At 57.3% G+C, this 17874-nt stretch carries 16 protein-coding genes; 9 read left to right on the top strand and 7 right to left on the bottom strand.

Translation table 11 applies throughout. The annotated features are described in order from the left end of the window. The first annotated feature begins 25 nt into the window (after window positions 1–25). Entirely contained in the window at window positions 26–748 is a 723-nt protein-coding gene (locus ASF29_RS21580) for a L,D-transpeptidase (protein WP_062452736.1), read from the top strand. Between the two features lie 17 nt (window positions 749–765). Here ASF29_RS21580 and ASF29_RS21575 read toward each other — a convergent pair whose 3' ends face one another. The 6 genes from ASF29_RS21575 to ASF29_RS24760 form a co-directional block, all read right to left on the bottom strand. Continuing rightward, window positions 766–1806: a response regulator gene (locus tag ASF29_RS21575; protein WP_062452735.1), complete on the bottom strand. Its 1041-nt coding sequence runs from the start codon at window positions 1804–1806 to the stop codon at window positions 766–768. A 7-nt stretch (window positions 1807–1813) separates the two neighbouring features. Then, window positions 1814–2251: a response regulator gene (locus ASF29_RS21570; RefSeq protein ID WP_062452734.1), complete on the bottom strand. Its 438-nt coding sequence runs from the start codon at window positions 2249–2251 to the stop codon at window positions 1814–1816. After that, the gene (locus ASF29_RS21565) at window positions 2248–3702 is read right to left on the bottom strand and encodes a CHASE3 domain-containing protein (RefSeq protein ID WP_062452733.1); all 1455 of its coding nucleotides are present in this window, start codon (window positions 3700–3702) and stop codon (window positions 2248–2250) included. The genes ASF29_RS21570 and ASF29_RS21565 overlap by 4 nt, the downstream gene beginning before the upstream one ends. Window positions 3703–3962: 260 nt before the next feature. Beyond that, complete coding sequence (locus ASF29_RS21560; RefSeq protein ID WP_062452732.1) at window positions 3963–4916, bottom strand: acetyl-CoA carboxylase carboxyltransferase subunit alpha; 954 nt, start codon at window positions 4914–4916, stop codon at window positions 3963–3965. Window positions 4917–4979: 63 nt separating this feature from the next. Beyond that, the gene (gene xerD, locus ASF29_RS21555) at window positions 4980–5933 is read right to left on the bottom strand and encodes a site-specific tyrosine recombinase XerD (RefSeq protein WP_062452731.1); all 954 of its coding nucleotides are present in this window, start codon (window positions 5931–5933) and stop codon (window positions 4980–4982) included. A 20-nt stretch (window positions 5934–5953) separates the two neighbouring features. Beyond that, complete coding sequence (locus tag ASF29_RS24760; protein ID WP_156462783.1) at window positions 5954–6106, bottom strand: hypothetical protein; 153 nt, start codon at window positions 6104–6106, stop codon at window positions 5954–5956. A gap of 171 nt (window positions 6107–6277) precedes the next feature. Here ASF29_RS24760 and ASF29_RS21550 point away from each other — a divergent pair, with 171 nt between their 5' ends. Together ASF29_RS21550 and aroB are read left to right on the top strand one after the other, a co-directional pair. Beyond that, a complete protein-coding gene (locus tag ASF29_RS21550) occupies window positions 6278–6874 on the top strand; it encodes a shikimate kinase (RefSeq protein WP_062452730.1) in 597 nt (198 codons plus the stop codon). A gap of 3 nt (window positions 6875–6877) precedes the next feature. Beyond that, a complete protein-coding gene (aroB, locus tag ASF29_RS21545) occupies window positions 6878–8011 on the top strand; it encodes a 3-dehydroquinate synthase (RefSeq protein ID WP_062452729.1) in 1134 nt (377 codons plus the stop codon). Window positions 8012–8023: 12 nt separating this feature from the next. Here aroB and ASF29_RS21540 read toward each other — a convergent pair whose 3' ends face one another. Then, a complete protein-coding gene (locus tag ASF29_RS21540; RefSeq protein WP_062452728.1) occupies window positions 8024–8305 on the bottom strand; it encodes a BolA family protein in 282 nt (93 codons plus the stop codon). A gap of 113 nt (window positions 8306–8418) precedes the next feature. Between ASF29_RS21540 and ASF29_RS21535 the strand changes: the two genes are divergently transcribed. The 6 genes from ASF29_RS21535 (at window position 8419) to ASF29_RS21510 (ending at window position 17822) form a co-directional block, all read left to right on the top strand. Then, on the top strand, window positions 8419–9036 hold the full coding sequence (locus tag ASF29_RS21535) for a J domain-containing protein (RefSeq protein ID WP_062452727.1): 618 nt from the start codon (window positions 8419–8421) through the stop codon (window positions 9034–9036). A 64-nt stretch (window positions 9037–9100) separates the two neighbouring features. After that, window positions 9101–10090 (top strand): cobaltochelatase subunit CobS, encoded by a 990-nt coding sequence (gene cobS / locus ASF29_RS21530; RefSeq protein WP_062452726.1) that lies wholly within the window; start codon window positions 9101–9103, stop codon window positions 10088–10090. Between the two features lie 98 nt (window positions 10091–10188). Continuing rightward, window positions 10189–12093: a cobaltochelatase subunit CobT gene (cobT, locus tag ASF29_RS21525; protein ID WP_062452843.1), complete on the top strand. Its 1905-nt coding sequence runs from the start codon at window positions 10189–10191 to the stop codon at window positions 12091–12093. Window positions 12094–12166: 73 nt separating this feature from the next. Beyond that, window positions 12167–13102 carry an esterase-like activity of phytase family protein gene (locus tag ASF29_RS21520; protein WP_062452844.1) on the top strand — a complete coding sequence of 312 codons (936 nt, stop codon included), beginning with the start codon at window positions 12167–12169 and terminating at the stop codon, window positions 13100–13102. A gap of 386 nt (window positions 13103–13488) precedes the next feature. After that, window positions 13489–14739: an efflux RND transporter periplasmic adaptor subunit gene (locus tag ASF29_RS21515; protein WP_082453666.1), complete on the top strand. Its 1251-nt coding sequence runs from the start codon at window positions 13489–13491 to the stop codon at window positions 14737–14739. Next, window positions 14736–17822 (top strand): efflux RND transporter permease subunit, encoded by a 3087-nt coding sequence (locus tag ASF29_RS21510; RefSeq protein WP_062452725.1) that lies wholly within the window; start codon window positions 14736–14738, stop codon window positions 17820–17822. The genes ASF29_RS21515 and ASF29_RS21510 overlap by 4 nt, the downstream gene beginning before the upstream one ends. The last annotated feature ends 52 nt before the right edge of the window (window positions 17823–17874 follow it).

Below are 17874 nucleotides of genomic sequence, written 5' to 3'. Positions count from 1 at the left end.
AACTCAGTAAGGACCTTAATTGACAATGCATGACACCACCCGCAGATCTTTCCTTTTTGGCACAGGAGGTCTTGCATTGACTGCGCTTGCTGGCTGCACGACGACGCCACGCGAGACCGCGCAGGCATCGCGTCCCGTTGCCGATCCCTTCTATGCAGAGATTTACGGCCCGAAACCGGATGAGCAGTTTCCACTACCAGCCATTCCCTATGAGAAGATTGATCCCCGCTTCTACCGACAGATGGTCTCAAACCCCACCGGCGAACGTCCCGGAACGATCGTCGTGGATACAGCCAATCATTTTCTCTACCTGACCTACGAGGGCAATCAGGCGATGCGCTACGGCGTCGGCCTGGGGCGAGCCGGCTTCGAGTGGTCGGGCAGGGGTGTTATCCAGTACAAACGGCAGTGGCCCCGCTGGACGCCGCCAGACGAAATGATTGGTCGACAGCCGGAACTTGCGCCCTACAGCGCAGCAAATGGGGGGATGGCGCCGGGGCTCAACAACCCGCTGGGCGCACGTGCGCTCTACATTTTCAAGGATGGGCGGGATACGATCTATCGCCTGCACGGTTCGCCGGAATGGTGGACCATTGGCAAGTCTGTGTCGTCAGGCTGCGTCCGTCTGATGAATCAGGACATCGTCGATCTCTATAATCGCGTGCCGGATGGAACACCGATTGTCGTCATGGCGGGTGCACCTGCATCTCAAAATGTCGCCATGGCGCCCGGCTTCGAGCCCATGTAACGGATTTTGTCTGGAGGTCAGTGGGGAGGAGTGTGTTCTTCCCACTGAACGCAGATCGAAGCCCCTTGCGACGATGCAGTCGCCGACTGGCTGACAGTAGCCCGCAGACTTTGTGCCATTGCAGTAATGAGGCGTGTCCCAAGGCCGGTGCCCTTGGGAGGGTTGCTGCCGCTGATGCCGATGCCATCGTCCTCAACGGTCAGGCGAACGGTATTGTCTTTCGTTTTCAGCTGGATACGGATATCACCTTCACCATTAGGATAAGCGTATTTCAGCGCGTTGGTGGTCAGTTCGGTCAAAATAACGCCAAGCGAAACAGCCTGATCCGGCGTAGCCTTGATCGTGTCCATATCGGTCGTAATGCGAATTTTCTCGTTGTCGCGCGCCGATCTCGCCAAATCCTGAATGATCGACGAAAGATAGGAAGCAAGCTCGACTTCCCCGACATTATAGGCGGTATAAAGGCTGCGGTGAACGCCCGCTATAGCCGAAATGCGGCTCTGTGTTTCCAGAAGGGCGGTGCGTGCCTCTTCGGTTGCCACGGCATTCAGCTGCATGCGGATCATCGCAGAAACGAGTGACAGGCTGTTTGCAATGCGGTGGTTCATTTCCTTTGCCATCAGCTCGGCCCGTTCCTTGGCCTGTAGCAACTGGCGTTCGGCTTCTTCCTTTTCGCGGCGAAGCTGGAAGTTCTCCCGCGCTTGTTGAATGGAGTTCAGCAACAGCGGAAAAAAGTCGTCGGCAACGTTCTTGATGACGTAATCGGCTGCCCCTGCCTTCAAGGCGTCGATGGCGATTTGCGCCTCGCTGGCACCGGTGACGTAAAGGACGGGAATTTCCCGGGATGCCTCGCCGATGCTCGCCAGGAACTGCAATCCGGTTCCGTTCTGGAAATAGTGGTCGAGAACCACGGCATCGAAGGTGTTGGCGCGAAATTCCTCCAGTCCTGTGCTCACCGAGGCTGCGTGAACCACTGTTATGTCATGACGTCCAAGAACGCGCTGTGCGAGTTTTGCCAGCGTTGGATCGTCATCGACATAAAGTATTCTCAACGTCATGACGCTTTCACGGAACCTGAATTACAGAGAAGAAAAGACCGAGATTTCTGATGGCTGTCGCAAAGCCTTCATAGTCCACCGGTTTGGTAATATAGACATTGGCGCCAAGATCATAGCACTTCTGAATTTCGGTCTCGTCATCCGTTGTGGTCAGCACCACGACCGGAAGACGCTTGGTGTGCTCGTTGCTTTTGATCTGCTCGAGGATCTTGATGCCGGACATATCGGGCAGATTGAGGTCCAGCAAGATCAGCAGGTAGCGGTCCTTGCTCACAAGCCCATCGCGTTCCGGACCCAGTATGAAGTCCAGAGCCTTGTGACCGAGCGTGAAGGGCACGATTTCGTTGTTGACGCCCGCGCGCCTTACATTTTTTTCGATAAGGCGGGCATGGCCTTCATCGTCTTCGACCATGACGATCGTTACTTCCTGGCCTGTGGCTTTCATATATCGCTTCCTCGCGTGATTTTTCGAAGGTCGGTCGGCAATGTCAGGTGGAATGTACTTCCCTTGCCAAGCTCGGAGACGACCGTAATGTCTCCACCTAAATTTCTGATTAGCGAACGAACGTGAGCAAGACCGATGCCTTCGCCCTGTTGGTCCTGCTCTCCCGCACGGCGAAAGAGTTCGAAAATGCGTTCGTAATCGTCTTCGGCGATCCCTCGGCCATTGTCGCTGACGTCGATGCGGACAATGCCCCGCCCCTGTGGCAGGATACGAGCGGAGAGTTCCAGCGGTCTGCCCGGCATCTGGTATTTGACGGCATTATCGAAGAGATTGCCGAGAATCTGATCAAGCGAAATCCTGTCGCTGATCACGGTAAAGCTCTGCACGTCGACATCGATGTTGCCATCGACAGCGGTCACCTGATGGTGAACACTGGCTGCTGCGGAGGTCAGAAGCTCTTTCAGATCGACTTTTTCAGCCTGAAGCTTTCTGCGTCCATCGCGGGAAATCTTCAGAATTGCATTGATCAACTGGTCCATCTTGCGGGTTGAAGACCGGATGAAGCCCATCGCCTCGGGCAAATCTTCCTGCACCGCAATCTTCGCGTCCTGCACATCACGCTCTGACAGCGGAGTGCCATCGGCCAGAACGAAAGCCTGCACGGGTTTCAGCGATGCGTCGAACTCTGACAGGAAGCCCATTATGTTGACAAGCGGTGCGCGAAGATCGTGGGTAACGATATAGGCGAAGCGCTGAATTTCCTGATTGGCTCGGATGAGATCGCGAGTTCTTTCGTCCACGCGTTCTTCAAGGCCGCGGTTGAGCTCATCGACTTCTTCACGCGACCGCATGAGTTCGCGGATATATTTCATGATGAGCGCAAGAGCACCGCCGAGAACGGCAAGGATGGCGACCGCAGCGCCTATGGTGAACCAGCGCAGATTTTCTGCGGCCGACAGCTGATCGGCGACGATGATGCGCAAGCGATCGTCCGTCATGCGCTGGTAGTTGTCCAGCGTCTCGCGGATTGCCCGCATATAGGCAAGGCCTGTGTCGCTGCGCACCAGATCGATGGCGTCAGGCGTGCGCTGCGAGCGAACGAGTTCTACACCGCGCCCAATTTCGGTAAGCTTGGCATCGATGTTTGATTGGAGCGCTTCGAGGTCGCCAATGTAGTTCGGACGGCTTCCAATCCTCTCGACCAGAAGTTCCCGTTTCTTGGGGAGAGTTGTCAGGGCTTCCTGGTAGGGAGCCAGATAGCGGTCGTCGCCCGTCAGCAGAAAGCCGCGCTGACCCGTCTCCGCATCCTGCACCGTTGTCAGGACGTCAACGATGGAAGCGCGCAAGCGGCGCAGATCCGCGGTTTCCTGAGAGTATTTGTTGTTGGCCTGAACAAGCCACAGCGATGTTGCCACCATGCCGATCAGCAGGGCGACACCCAGTCCAAACATGATGAGCGTCCGACGAATGAACGCGGATAATTTTGCCAACGCAAGCTCCGTCGCTTTTTAGTTGGTCCGTAAGTAATCCGCCACTAAGCCCTTATGCAAGACGTTGCTGCGCGATTGGTTAAGTTGTTCACTTTTATCGAACAAGAATCGAGCTGTACCACCGCTGGTAGCCGGGATTGAGCGCTGTGACGGGTGAAATGGCCAATAAAAAAGCCCACCCTCGCGGGTGAGCTCAATGCGTTGGCCGGTGTTCGGGTCTATTAGAGACTGCGGCCGATATCGAGAAATTTCTGTCGGCGCTCGTTGCGCAACTGGTTGCCTGCTTGGGGAACGAGTTCCTTGAGAGCCGCATCAATCGTCTTGCCGGTCGCCTCGATGACCTTTTCCGGGTCGCGGTGCGCGCCGCCCAAGGGTTCCGGGATGATGCCGTCAATGACGCCGAGAGCCTTGAGGTCGTCGGACGTGATGCGCATATTGGTCGCGGCTTCCTTGGCACGGGTGGAATCACGCCACAGGATGGACGCCGCACCTTCAGGCGAAATGACCGAATAGATCGCATGCTCGAGCATGTAGACCCTGTTGCCGGTCGCAATCGCGATTGCGCCGCCGGAGCCGCCTTCGCCGATCACGACGGAGACGATCGGAACATTCGCGTTGAGGCACATTTCGGTAGAACGGGCGATTGCTTCGGCCTGACCACGCTCTTCCGCACCGACGCCTGGATATGCGCCTGCGGTGTCGATCAACGTCACGACAGGCAGGCCAAAGCGGTCGGCGAGTTCCAGAACGCGGATCGCCTTGCGGTAGCCTTCAGGCCGTGGGCTGCCGAAATTGTGCTTGAGGCGCGACTTCGTGTCGTTACCCTTTTCCTGGCCGATGATGGCGACAGGCTGGCCGTTGAAGCGCCCAAGTCCGGCCTGGATGGCTGCATCTTCGGCGAACTTGCGGTCACCGGCCAATGGCGTGAAATCGGTAAAGAGTGCCTTGGCGTAATCGACGAAATGCGGGCGCTGCGGATGACGCGCGACCTGCGTTTTCTGCCAGGCGTTCAGTTTGGAGTAGATGTCCTGCATCGCGTCCTTGACGCGGGACTCAAGACGCGAAATCTCCTCCGAGGTATCTATGCTCTCGTCTTCGGCGGCGAGTTTTTTCAACTCGAGAATCTTGCCTTCAAGGTCCGAGATAGGTTTTTCGAAGTCGAGGTAGTTGTGCATGAGATCCGTTTCCGATCGTTTTGCGCAAGGTTTGACCGGGTGGCCCCGGCGGTTCCGGTCGCTCTAATCAAGGTTTTTGCCCTGTTTGGCAAGGGGGTGGTGCGTTTGTACCAGCTCTTGAAGGCGTTCTTCCAACACATGTGTATAGATTTGTGTCGTGGAAATGTCCGAATGGCCCAGCAGTTCCTGCACTGCTCGCAGATCGGCGCCGTTCTGGAGAAGATGACTGGCAAAGGCGTGACGCATGACATGCGGTGATATCGCCGAGGGGGTAAGACCAGCCCGTATGGCGATGTCTTTTAAATCGCGGGCAAAGACTTGTCGGGGCAGATGCCCCTCTTTGCCGTTGGAGGGAAACAGCCAGAGGCTTTCAGGTTGATCGTCTTTCTGGTGCAGCAGTGTTTTTCTGGCACTGTCGTATTTTTCCATGGCGTCCATGGCCGCACGTGACAAAAGCACCATCCGATCTTTGTTGCCCTTACCCCGGATCATCAGGAAACGCCCCTCGTGCAGTAGAACGGTGCTCGGTAGGGCGACGAGTTCGCTTACACGCATGCCGGTGGCATAGAGAAGCTCCAGCAGAAGATGCATCCGAATACGCGCCATCTGGCCGGGCCCTTCCGTATCCGCCTCCCTGGAAGCCTGGGACAGAAGTGCGGTGACATCTTTGACGCTCATTGTTTTAGGCAGCGAACGGCCCTTGCGTGGTGCATCCAGTATGCCGGTCGGATCATCGCCACGCAGGCCTTCGGAATAAAGGAATTTGTAGAATTGCCGCATCGACGACAGCCGTCTCGCCTGGGAAGACGTGGCGAAGCCTTGCGTTGAAAGGTGCTCCAGATAGGCGGAAAGATCTGCTGTGGCCGCTTCTGCCAGCGTCATGTCTCGCTGTTGGAGAAACGCCTTGAGATCGGTGAGATCGCGCTCATAAGATGACAACGTGTTTTCTGCCGCGCCGCGCTCGGCGCTCATCATTTCCAGAAAACTATCCAGCCTCGCGGCATCATGCCCAGCCATCAGCGTCTACTTTCGATTGCTCATGGCGTGAGCGGGTTCAGCCGTTCCGAAGGGATGCGTACCGTCACTTCCCGCTCACGCGGCTCCACCAGCATGACGAGCGAGAGCATGCTGCCATATATGATGCCCGCAATGGCAGCCAGCACGAAAAAGAATCGAAAAAGGGTTGGCATGGTAACTCCGAGGCGGTCCTAGCGTAATATCGGGTGCGTCGTGTGTGAGGACAAGGTGCAGGAAGTGCGCCTTGCTGCGCATCTTCAAGGTGATTCTCTTTCTATAAGGCGCAATTTGGCTTGACGCTTCGTAAACATTTGCAGATACCGATCCCAAACGGGCCATCATTCATGAGCGAAATCAACACAAGTTTTCATCCTTTCATGGGTGAGAAATCCATAGGTGAAAGAGCGCGGGCAAAGCTCGGAAGACGAAATCTCGTTTTCGTGGGTTTGATGGGTGCGGGCAAATCCGCCATAGGCAGGCTTGTCGCGCAGCAACTCAAAATCCCTTTCGTCGATACCGATGTGGAAATCGAGCGCGTTTCACGCATGTCGATCGCCGAACTTTTCGCTTCGTACGGTGAGGATGAGTTTCGCGCGCTGGAAAAACGGGTCATCAAGCGTCTGCTTCGAGGTGGCCCGAAGGTCGTGTCGACCGGCGGTGGTGCCTTCATCAACGACAGCACGCGCAAGCACATCAAACGCGGCAGTATCTCCATGTGGCTGAAAGCGGACATCGAGGTGCTTTGGGAGCGAGTCAATAAACGGGACAATCGTCCGCTGCTGAAAACCGAGAATCCAAAAGCCACACTGATGGCGCTCATGGAGCGCCGCTATCCGATTTACGAACAAGCCGACATTACGATCGAGTCCCGCGATGTCCGCAAGGAAATCATCGTCAGCGAGGTACTGGAAGCGATCCTCGGTGCAGAGCAGAAGGCATGATCCATGACATCGCATGATATCCATATCGACGAGCGCCTCGTGCATGTTCCTCTGGGCGACAGAGCCTATGACATTCTGATTGGTCCGGGTCTGGTGGCGCGCGCCGGTGGGGAAATTTCCTCTCGACTGAAGGGCAAGCGTGCGGCGATCATAACCGATGAGCATGTCGCGCCGCTGTATCTCGAAGCACTGATGGACGGTTTGCAGACGGACGGTATCGAAGCCGTGTCCCTGACGCTTCCGGCGGGTGAGAAGACCAAGAGTTTCGACCATCTGGTTACGGTGTGCGACACCGTTCTGGCTGCCCGTGTCGAGCGGAACGATGCCGTGATTGCGCTCGGTGGCGGCGTCATAGGCGATCTCGCAGGTTTTGCGGCGGGTATCGTGCGTCGCGGCGTGCGTTTCGTACAAATCCCAACGTCGCTGCTGGCGCAGGTCGATTCGTCCGTGGGTGGGAAAACGGGCATCAATTCCCGTCACGGCAAGAATTTGCTGGGCGTATTCCACCAGCCAGATCTGGTTCTGGCAGATACGGCCGCGCTGGATACGCTCAGCGTTCGCGAATTTCGCGCCGGTTATGCCGAAGTGGTCAAATACGGCCTCATCGACAAGCCGGAGTTTTTCGAATGGCTGGAAAATAACTGGAGTGACGTTCTGAAAGGCGGCCCGGCCCGTATTCAGGCGATCGCGACGAGTTGCCAGGCCAAGGCCGATGTGGTCGTGGCCGACGAGAAGGAAAACGGCGTCCGCGCCCTTCTCAATCTCGGCCACACCTTTGGCCACGCGCTGGAAGCGGCAACCGAGTATGACAGCAAACGTCTGGTCCATGGCGAAGGTGTTGCTATCGGTATGGTGCTGGCGCATCAGTTCTCGGCGCGTCTAAACCTGGCAAGCCCTGACGATGCCGCCCGTGTCGAAGCGCATTTGAAAGCTGTCGGCCTTCCGACGACCATGAAGGACATTCCCGGAGAACTGCCGCCGGTGGAAACGCTGATGACGGCGATTGCGCAGGACAAGAAGGTCAAGGGCGGCAAGCTCACCTTCATCCTCACGCATGGTATCGGGCAGTCCTTCGTCGCCGACGATGTCGCCGCTTCAGAAGTGCAATCCTTCCTCACCGAAAAGCACCCCGGATAAAGTCCGCAGGCTTCAGAACCGGGTGTTTTCACCCGGGGCTGCGACTTCGATGGCCAGCGCATGCAGGCCCGCGTCGAGTTCCGGCTTTAAAAGTGCATTGATAGCGCGGTGGCGGTCTACCCGTGACTTGCCGGAAAAGCTCTCCGACACTATCTGAACCCGCATATGCGTTTCGCCGGTGCCGGTCATGTCCGGCTGGTGACCCGCATGCAGGTGGCTCTCATCGATCACATTCAGCCGAACTGGCGAAAACGTCTCGTTGAGCTTGTTTTCTATGCGCTCTCGCAGGGGCATCTGTTCAGTCTCCAAATCAGTATTGCGTGTCGAAGGGGCTCTCTAAAAGCCTGCAACATTCCGCTTTGTCAATTCTTGTTTGGCGCGCTTTCGCGTCCCATAATTAGGGTACCATGAAACTGGATTCGAAATATTTCGACCGCATTCGCACACGCCGCAGACGGGAGCCGGAGCCTGAAATCAAGGCGCCGACCTGCCAGTGGGATGGGTGCGACAAGCCGGGCGTTCACCGCGCTCCCGTCGGCCGCAATGCCGAGGGGCAATTCTTCATGTTCTGTTTTGAGCACGTGAAGGATTACAACAAGGGCTACAACTATTTTTCCGGCCTATCGGACAACGAAATCGCCCGTTACCAGAAAGAGGCCATCACTGGCCATCGCCCCACATGGACTGTCGGCGTCAACAAAACCGCCAGCGATAGCCCGCTGCATTCGACCCTTCGTTCGGGCGCGGCCAATGCACGCATTCGCGATCCCTTCGGCTTTGCCGGGCAGGGGCGCTCCGGCGGGCCTCGCTACCAGCAGAGCCGCAAGCTCAAGACTTTGGAACAGAAGGCCTTCGACACGCTGGGCCTCAGTGTGAATGCGACACGGGAACAGATCAAACGCAGCTATAAGGAGCTTGTCAAAAAGCACCATCCTGATGCTAATGGTGGTGATCGCGGATCGGAAGAGCGTTTTCGGGCTGTTATTCAAGCCTACCAATTGTTAAAGCAATCCGGTTTCTGCTAAGCCCTTTCCTGTGACCGCCTGATAGATATGTGGCCGGGTGGCTGCTACCCGCCTTGGAGACGTTATGAGCAAAATTGACCTGGATATTACCAACCTGCCGGATACCACAGTTTCCGTGCGTGATGTTTTCGGTATCGACACGGATTTGCGCGTGCCTGCCTATTCTAAGGGCGACGCCTATGTGCCCGACTTGGACCCGGACTATCTTTTCGACCGCGACACGACTCTGGCCATTCTCGCTGGCTTTGCGCACAATCGCCGCGTCATGGTCTCCGGCTTTCACGGCACTGGTAAATCCACCCATATCGAACAGGTCGCTGCCCGCCTTAACTGGCCGTGCGTTCGCGTCAACCTCGATAGCCATGTCAGTCGTATCGATCTCGTTGGCAAGGATGCCATCGTTCTGAAGGACGGCAAGCAGGTAACCGAATTCAAGGACGGCATTCTGCCTTGGGCCTACCAGCACAATGTTGCGCTTGTCTTCGACGAGTACGATGCCGGACGCCCGGACGTGATGTTCGTCATTCAGCGCGTGCTCGAATCGTCTGGACGCCTGACCCTGCTCGACCAGAGCCGCGTCATCCGTCCGCACCCCGCATTCCGCATTTTTGCGACCGCCAACACCGTTGGCCTTGGTGACACGACCGGCCTCTACCACGGCACGCAGCAGATCAACCAGGCGCAGATGGACCGCTGGTCCGTTGTGACGACGCTGAACTATCTGCCGCATCAGCAGGAAGTGGACATCGTGGTTGCGAAGGTCAAAAGCCTCGACAACGCGAAGGGCCGCGAAACCGCGTCCAAGATGGTGCGCGTCGCCGATCTGACGCGCTCGGCCTTCGTCAATGGCGATCTGTCCACCGTCATGAGCCCGCGTACCGTCATCACCTGGGCGGAAAATGCCGATATCTTCGGTGATGTCGCTTTTGCCTTCCGCGTCACCTTCCTCAATAAGTGCGATGAGCTGGAGCGGACGCTGGTGGCTGAGCATTATCAGCGCGCATTCGGCGTCGAGTTGAAGGAAAGCGCTGCGAACATCGTTCTCAGCGCCTGATATTCCCCGGTTTTCCCGGAGAGTGTCACTCATGAGTTGAAGACGTCACCCTGATACCCCGGTGGATGGGTGACGTTCTGGAATCGACAGGAAAGACAATGGCAGGCCGCGGCGACAATGTGAGACCCAAATCCGGAATGATGATCGATGCGGAACCGCTGCGTCAGGCTATCACAGGATGTGTGCGCTCGATTGCGGGCGATGCGGAAGTCGAAGTCACCTTCGCCAATGAGCGGCCTGGTCTTGCCGGTGAGCGTATGCGCCTGCCGGAAATCTCCAAGAAGCCGACTGCCCAGGAAATCGCGATCACGCGTGGCCTCGGCGATTCCATGGCCCTTCGCCTTGCCTGCCACGATAGTGACGTTCACGCCACAATGGCCCCTCAGGGGCCGGATGCACGGCTGATCTTCGATGCGGTGGAACAGGCGCGTGTCGAATCCATCGGCGCGCGTCGCATGCCCGGCATGGCGGCCAATATGCGCGCCATGAACACCGAGAAATACGCCAAGGCGAATTTCGTCAACATCAACACCCAGGAAGACGCGCCGCTGGCCGAAGCGATCGCCATGATGGTGCGCGAACGTCTCACTGGCGAAAAGCCGCCTGAAAGCGCCGGCAAGGTGCTGGATCTGTGGCGCGACTTCATCGAAGACAAGGCCTCCGCAGACCTTCAGGATCTGTCGAAGGTTGTCGAAGACCAGAAGGCCTTTTCGAAACTCATCCGCAAGATGTTGACTTCCATGCAGATGGCGGAAGATTTCGGTGACGAAGACGATCAGCCGGAAAGCCAGGAAGCCGAATCCGAAGAAGACCAGCCCGCCAGCAATGAAACGCAGGACGAGCAGGTCGAAGAAGAGGCCGGGTCCGATGCCGCCCCTGCCGAAGAGAGCGAAGCCTCTCAGGAGCAGATGGAAGACGGCGAGATGGATGGCGCAGAGATGTCGGAGGACGAAATGTCCGACGACCTCGATGAGGACTCCGAAACACCGGGCGAAACCCGCCGACCCAACAGCCCCTTCGACGACTTCAACGAGAAGGTGGATTACCGCATCTTCACGCAGGAATTCGATGAGGAAATTTCTGCCGAAGAGCTTTGCGACGAAGCCGAGCTGGATCGGTTGCGCGCTTTCCTCGACAAACAGCTTGCCCATTTGCAAGGTGCGGTCGGTCGCTTGGCCAACCGTCTGCAACGCCGCCTGATGGCGCAGCAGAACCGCTCCTGGGACTTCGATCTGGAGGAAGGCTATCTCGATCCGGCGCGTCTGGTGCGTCTGGTCATCGATCCCATGCAGCCGCTGTCCTTCAAGAAGGAACGCGACACCAAATTCCGCGATACGGTCGTGTCGCTGGTCATCGACAATTCCGGCTCAATGCGTGGCCGCCCGATCACGGTTGCTGCCACCTGCGCCGATATTCTGGCGCGCACGCTGGAGCGCTCGGGCGTAAAGGTCGAAATCCTCGGCTTCACCACCAAGGCCTGGAAGGGCGGACAGTCGCGCGAGCAGTGGCTGGCGGGTGGCAAGCCGCCGTCTCCCGGTCGCCTCAACGATCTGCGCCACATCGTCTACAAATCCGCAGATGCCCCATGGCGTCGTGCACGCCGCAATCTCGGTCTGATGATGCGCGAAGGCTTGCTGAAGGAAAACATCGACGGCGAAGCGCTGATGTGGGCGCACAATCGCCTCATCAATCGCCCCGAGCAGCGCAAGATCATGATGATGATCTCGGACGGCGCGCCAGTGGATGATTCCACGCTTTCGGTCAATCCGGGCAACTACTTGGAGCGACATCTTCGTGCAGTGATCGAGCAGATCGAGACGCGCTCCTCTGTGGAACTGCTGGCCATCGGCATTGGTCACGACGTCACGCGTTACTACCAGCGTGCCGTTACCATTGTCGATGCCGACGAGCTCGCAGGTGCGATGACCGAACAGTTGGCTGCGTTGTTCGAGGATACGAGCAATGCCCCGCGCCGCTCTGGCAGGATGCGCCGTGCGAGCTAGGCTCGCGGGCCGCAAAGTCGTGCGGTTCTTCACGGTGATCGGTCTCGTTGCAGCCACGCTTTTTCCTGACGAGATGGCGGCCTCGACCATTCGCGTCGAGGTCACGGCGCAGCCTATAATGGATTTCAAGGTCGGGTCTGCTCAGAAGCACTTCGGCAAGCTGGAGTTTATGGGCGGTTTGCTCATGAAATCACCCGAGCCACTGTTCGGTGCCATCTCCAGCATTCGTTTTTTGCTGGATGGACAGAATTTTCTGGCGGTGCTGGATACCGGACACTGGATGAGCGGCACGCTGGAACGGGGTGCGACCGGCGCACTCTCCGGTTTGTCGAATGTCAGCATCGATGCGATGCTGGACCAAAACGGGCAGGCGGCAAAGCGTAAAGTGGACATGGATGCCGAGGGGCTGGCAGTGCGCGGTGTGCAGGCTTTCGTCAGTTATGAGCAACAACCGCGAATCGATATCTATCCTTACGAAAATCGTGTGACTGCAAAGCCGGTCGGGCATTTGCCGCACCTTATTCCCGATAGCGAGTTTCGTCGAAACGCAGGCATGGAGACGCTCGCACTCTCGCCTGCCGACGGACCCTTGAAGGGCGCTATGGTGACGGTCGCCGAGGCCAGTCTTGACAGAAATGGCAACCTCTTTGCGGCTGTTCTAGAGGGTCCGCGAAAGGGACTTTTTGCAGTGGCAAAAAACGCGTCCTTTTCCGTCACCGATGGCGCATTTTTGCCTGATGGCGATCTTCTCCTGCTTGAGCGACGGTTCAATTTTGCGGAGGGGATCGGCATGCGCATCCGCCGCATCAAGGCCGATGCGATCAGGCCCGGTGCCGTCGTCGATGGAGACATCCTTCTCGAGGCTGATCTGTCCTACCAGATTGACAATATGGAAGGTCTCGATGTTGTGAAGGCGCCGGATGGTTCGCTTCGTCTCATCCTCGTTTCCGACGACAACCACTCTTTTCTTCAGAGAAACGTCATGCTCGAGTTCAAGTTGACGGAATAAGCTGCCATCTAAGTTCTTTCTGGCATGATTTTTTTGGATGAGCGCACTTTCGCTCAGCTGTGCTCGTCATATGTCGAAATTCTAAATCTCCTACAGATTACAGTAATTTAATCTTCCATCATCTTTCGTTTTCAGTGTTTGGCGCGTTAAGTGTGCAGGGAAAAACGATGGTTGCGTCGTCTTCAAGTCGCAGGGTGCAAATGATGGCTCTGATGGCATCAGCGGCGTAATACAACCGTAATTTCTATAGAACTATACTGATCGAAATGTAATGCCTGCGCAAAGGACGATGTATTTACTGTTCCTTCAGTAAGTCAAAAACCTTTGTGCTTCATAGGCGACGTGCCTTCTGTCCATCGGATTCATATCCTCCAAAGGACTACCGGATGAAGTACATTTTAACCCTCGTGGCGGTCGCGGCCTTTTCGGTACTGCTTTTCGTCTATCGCAGCGATTTGCAGCCCTATCTTCCTGCTTGGGCAAGCCAGACGAGCGCGACCAAGGATACGGCGCACGCCTCTGGTTCAGGGCAGTCAAGGAATGGTGAACGGCATGGCGGGTCAGCCCAGGCTGGTGGCCGTGCGATCGCCGTTACGGTGGCCGTTGCCAAGACCGGCTCGTTGCCCATCATGCGCGAAACGATCGGCACCATCGTGCCGGTGGCTTCCACGGCGCTCACCAGTCCGATTTCTGGCATCGTTGCCAATGTGCTGGGTAAGGACGGCGCAGAGGTGAAGGCGGGAGATCTCCTGATCCAGCTCGATGACCGCACGATAAAGGCAAATATCCAGCGTGACGAAGCCCAGCTTGTCAAGGATCAGGCGACGCTTGATGCTGCGAATGCCACGCTTAACCGGGTGCAGACATTGGCCAAGACGGGTGTCGATACGCAGCAGCAGGTCAGCGATGCCGAATCTGCCGCCAAACAGGCGGCTGCGACCTTGCTGGTCGATCAGGCCAATATCGCCGCCGATAAAGTCACCCTGTCGCAAACCCAGATACGCGCGCCTTTCGACGGTAAGCTCGGGGCTATGCTGTTTTCCGCCGGTGCTTATGTCGCCCCGGGCACGGATGTGGTGCTGCTGACCCAGATGAAGCCGGTTTATGCGGAGTTCATGCTACCGGAGCCCGATCTCGATCTCATCCGCACCACGCTGACCAACAACAGTCTGACGGCCGAGGTGTATCCGACGCAAGGTGATCCGGCCAACAGTTCCGCTACCGGCAAGATCGTGTTTATCGATAACCTCGTTGATGCGGCTTCCGGCACATTCAAGCTGCGGATGCTTCTGGATAATGAGGGAGAGAAATTCTGGCCGGGACAATCGTTAAAGGTCGATGTCAAGGCGGGACAGGCGGACAATCTGGTCGTCGTCCCCATGGTGGCGCTTCAGCCATTGTCGGGTGGCTACGTTTGTTATGTGGTAAAGCCTGACAACACCGTTGAGCAACGCAAAGTGACGGTGGCTGTGAGCGACGGTAATAGTGCTGGCATATCGCAGGGATTGGCGCAGGGCGAGACTGTCGTGACCGAAGGGCAGGCGAGCTTGACCAACGGGACACACGTCATGGTGAAAAATCCGAGCGAAGGCGCGGATGCTGCAGCTAAGATATCTCAGAACGGTGCATCGCTATGAATATTTCCGAGATATTCATCCGCAGACCCGTTGCAACGATCCTGTTGATGATTGGTGTTCTGCTGGCCGGTGCTTCCGCCTATCGCAACCTGCCTGTGGCCGCGCTGCCGCAGGCCGACTTTCCGACCATCAACGTCTCTGCCCAGCTTGCCGGTGCCGCTCCCGATACCATGGCCAGTTCGGTGGCCACCCCGCTGATCAAGCAATTCGAAACCATCGCAGGCATCGATACGATCACGGCAAGCTCTTCGCTTGGCAGCACACAGATTACCATTCAGTTCAATCTTTCGCGCAACATCGATGCCGCCGCAGCCGATGTTCAAGCCGCGATTGCGCGCACGCAGCGGCAACTGCCCGACAATATGACATCGCCACCGAGCTATCGGAAGGCAAACCCGGCGGATGCCGCCGTCATCATTCTTGCCTTGACCAGCGATGGGGCAGAGCTGACGAAGATGGACGACATCGCCGAAAATATCATCTCTCCGGCGCTCTCCACGATATCGGGCGTCGCGCAGGCGCAGATTTTCGGTGCGAAGACCTATGCGGTCCGTGTCGAGGTCGATCCGGCTAAGCTCGCCAGCCGTGGAATATCGCTGAATGGGCTGTCCACGACATTGGCCGCCGCCAATGACCAGTCGCCGATCGGCACGCTGCAGAATTCTTCTCAGGCCCTAACTCTGGACGCATCGACCCAGCGAACGGATGCCGCTGCTTTTCGCACCCTGATTATCGCCAATCCGAACGGGCGCATCGTGCGCTTGCAGGATGTCGCAACGGTCAAGGACAGTGTCGAAGTCGTCAATCAGGGTAGCTGGCTGGATGGCACGCCCGCAATCGTTCTTTCCGTGCAGCGCCAACCGGGTGCCAATACGGTCGCCGTGGTGGATGCCATAAAGGCCAAGCTGCCGGAATTGCAGGCGAGCCTGCCCGCCAACATGCATATCAATGTTGTCAACGACGCGTCTGTATCCATCCGTGCAGCGGTTGCTGATGTCGAGACGACGCTGATGGTGACACTCGGTCTCGTTATTCTTGTCATCTATCTGTTTCTTCGCCAGGTCTGGGCCACATTTATTCCCGGCCTTGCCGTGCCGCTGTCGCTGGTCGCCACGCTGGGAGCCATGTATGCGCTCGGCTATTCCATCGACAATATTTCTCTGCTCGGACTGACGCTTTCCGTTGGTCTCGTGGTTGATGACGCCATCGTCATGCTGGAAAATATCGTCCGCAAGGTCGAAGAGGGCATGCCGCCTTTTCAGGCCGCTGTCGAAGGGGCGAGCGAAGTCACCGGCACCATTATTTCAATGTCGATCTCACTGGTTGCGGTCTTCCTACCCATCCTTCTCATGGGGGGCATCGTCGGGCGCGTCCTGAACGAGTTTGGTGTGGTCGTCACGCTGGCCATCATGTCATCGGCCATCGTGTCCCTAACCGTCACACCCATGCTGGCAGCCCGCCTGCCACATCATGCGGCACCAGAACAACGCAAGAAGACATTGTTTGATCGCGCGACCGATGCGTATGGACGTTCGGTGGGCTGGTGTCTCACGCACCGCTTGGTCGTCATCGTCATGTTCGTTTTGACCTTGATCGGTTCTGGCTGGATGTTCTCCAGTCTTGCCCGCAGCTTCTTCCCGACGGAAGACATAGGCCTGCTGACGGTGTCGACACAGGCGCGGCAGGATATTTCCTATAAGGCCATGAGCGGGCTCCAGTCACAGGCTGCCTCTATTCTGTCCGCCGATCCAGCGGTGGCCCACGTGACATCGACACTTGGCTCAGGGCCTGGTGGTTCGGCCTTGAACTCCGGTACACTGCTGGTGCAGCTCAAACCCGCCGAGCAGCGGCCCGCACTTGAAGTCACGCTTGCCAGCCTGCGACGTTCGCTCTCGGGGATCGCGGGTCTGAAAACCTTTATCACGCCGCAGCAGAGCCTGCGTTTCGGCGGCCGTAGCACCCAGAGCCTTTATCAGATCGTGCTCCAGTCCATCGATGCATCTGCGGCGCGTCAGTGGTCGCAAACACTGGGCGACGCCATGCGTGCCGATAATGCGTACTTCGTCGATGTCGCTTCCGATTTGCAGGACAACGCACTTCAGGCGCATGTCGAGGTGGACAAGGACAGGGCTAACCGCCTCGGCGTAACCTCTGAAAGCCTGCGTACGACGCTAGAGGCAGCTTTCGGCAGCTATGTCGCGACGCAAATTCAGACGACGGGCAACAGCTACGACGTCATTCTGGAATACGATCAGTCGGTAGACTGGACCGAACAGTCACTTGGCGCGCTGCGGGTTCCCTCAGCATCGGGAACGCTGGTGCCATTGGCAAGCTTTGCCACGATCACGCGCAAACCCGGGCCAGTGACCGTCAACCAGACAGGGCAGCTGACATCTGTCACGCTGTCGTTCAACCTGCCTGCTGGCGTTTCGCTTGGTTCTGCGACCGAACAGATCGACGTTTTAAAGCAACAGATACAGCTTCCCGCGACGGTAACGACCAACCTTGCCGGTGCGGCGCAAATCTTCAAGCAGACGAGCGACAGCACCGGTCTGCTGATCGGCGCTGCCGTACTGACGATCTATATCGTGCTCGGGGTTTTCTACGAAAGCTTCCTGCACCCGCTGACGATCCTGTCAGGCCTGCCATCTGCGGCATTCGGTGCGTTGCTGACATTGAAGCTGTTCGGCTTCGACCTCTCCATCATCGCGCTGATCGGCCTGTTGATGCTGATCGGTATCGTGAAGAAGAATGCAATCATGATGATCGATGTCGCCCTGACCCTTCAGCGTGATGAGAAAATGCCGACGATCGAGGCCATTCATGAAGCTGCGGTCAGGCGTCTGCGTCCCATCATGATGACGACCTTTTGCGCCCTGTTCGGTGCGCTGCCCATCGCGCTCGGCACCGGTGCCAGCTCGGAATTGCGACAGCCATTGGGTATTGCAGTCGTTGGCGGCTTGATCGTCAGTCAAATCCTGACGCTCTTCATGACACCCGTTATCTTTGTGGAAGTTGAACGGTTTTCCGAGTTCCTGAAGTCTCTCTGGACTCGCAGACATCCTGAACCGGCGATGCAATGACACGAACGACAAGACTGCCATATAGAGAATGGCAGCCTTGTCGCCGATGACG

The organism is Rhizobium sp. Leaf262, from assembly GCF_001422245.1.
GTDB lineage: Bacteria > Pseudomonadota > Alphaproteobacteria > Rhizobiales > Rhizobiaceae > Agrobacterium.
The sequence above is the reverse complement of the archived record's forward strand: the minus strand, read 5'-3'. Positions and strand labels throughout refer to the sequence as shown.

Bases quoted from the DNA above. Each gene is read 5' to 3' on its own strand.
- ASF29_RS21580 (WP_062452736.1), top strand. From the start codon at position 26: ATGCATGACACCACCCGCAGATCTTTCCTTTTTGGCACAGGAGGTCTT.
- ASF29_RS21575 (WP_062452735.1), bottom strand. From the start codon at position 1,806: ATGACGTTGAGAATACTTTATGTCGATGACGATCCAACGCTGGCAAAA.
- ASF29_RS21570 (WP_062452734.1), bottom strand. From the start codon at position 2,251: ATGAAAGCCACAGGCCAGGAAGTAACGATCGTCATGGTCGAAGACGAT.
- ASF29_RS21565 (WP_062452733.1), bottom strand. From the start codon at position 3,702: ATGTTTGGACTGGGTGTCGCCCTGCTGATCGGCATGGTGGCAACATCG.
- ASF29_RS21560 (WP_062452732.1), bottom strand. From the start codon at position 4,916: ATGCACAACTACCTCGACTTCGAAAAACCTATCTCGGACCTTGAAGGC.
- xerD (WP_062452731.1), bottom strand. From the start codon at position 5,933: ATGGCTGGGCATGATGCCGCGAGGCTGGATAGTTTTCTGGAAATGATG.
- ASF29_RS24760 (WP_156462783.1), bottom strand. From the start codon at position 6,106: ATGCCAACCCTTTTTCGATTCTTTTTCGTGCTGGCTGCCATTGCGGGC.
- ASF29_RS21550 (WP_062452730.1), top strand. From the start codon at position 6,278: ATGAGCGAAATCAACACAAGTTTTCATCCTTTCATGGGTGAGAAATCC.
- aroB (WP_062452729.1), top strand. From the start codon at position 6,878: ATGACATCGCATGATATCCATATCGACGAGCGCCTCGTGCATGTTCCT.
- ASF29_RS21540 (WP_062452728.1), bottom strand. From the start codon at position 8,305: ATGCCCCTGCGAGAGCGCATAGAAAACAAGCTCAACGAGACGTTTTCG.
- ASF29_RS21535 (WP_062452727.1), top strand. From the start codon at position 8,419: ATGAAACTGGATTCGAAATATTTCGACCGCATTCGCACACGCCGCAGA.
- cobS (WP_062452726.1), top strand. From the start codon at position 9,101: ATGAGCAAAATTGACCTGGATATTACCAACCTGCCGGATACCACAGTT.
- cobT (WP_062452843.1), top strand. From the start codon at position 10,189: ATGGCAGGCCGCGGCGACAATGTGAGACCCAAATCCGGAATGATGATC.
- ASF29_RS21520 (WP_062452844.1), top strand. From the start codon at position 12,167: ATGGCGGCCTCGACCATTCGCGTCGAGGTCACGGCGCAGCCTATAATG.
- ASF29_RS21515 (WP_082453666.1), top strand. From the start codon at position 13,489: ATGAAGTACATTTTAACCCTCGTGGCGGTCGCGGCCTTTTCGGTACTG.
- ASF29_RS21510 (WP_062452725.1), top strand. From the start codon at position 14,736: ATGAATATTTCCGAGATATTCATCCGCAGACCCGTTGCAACGATCCTG.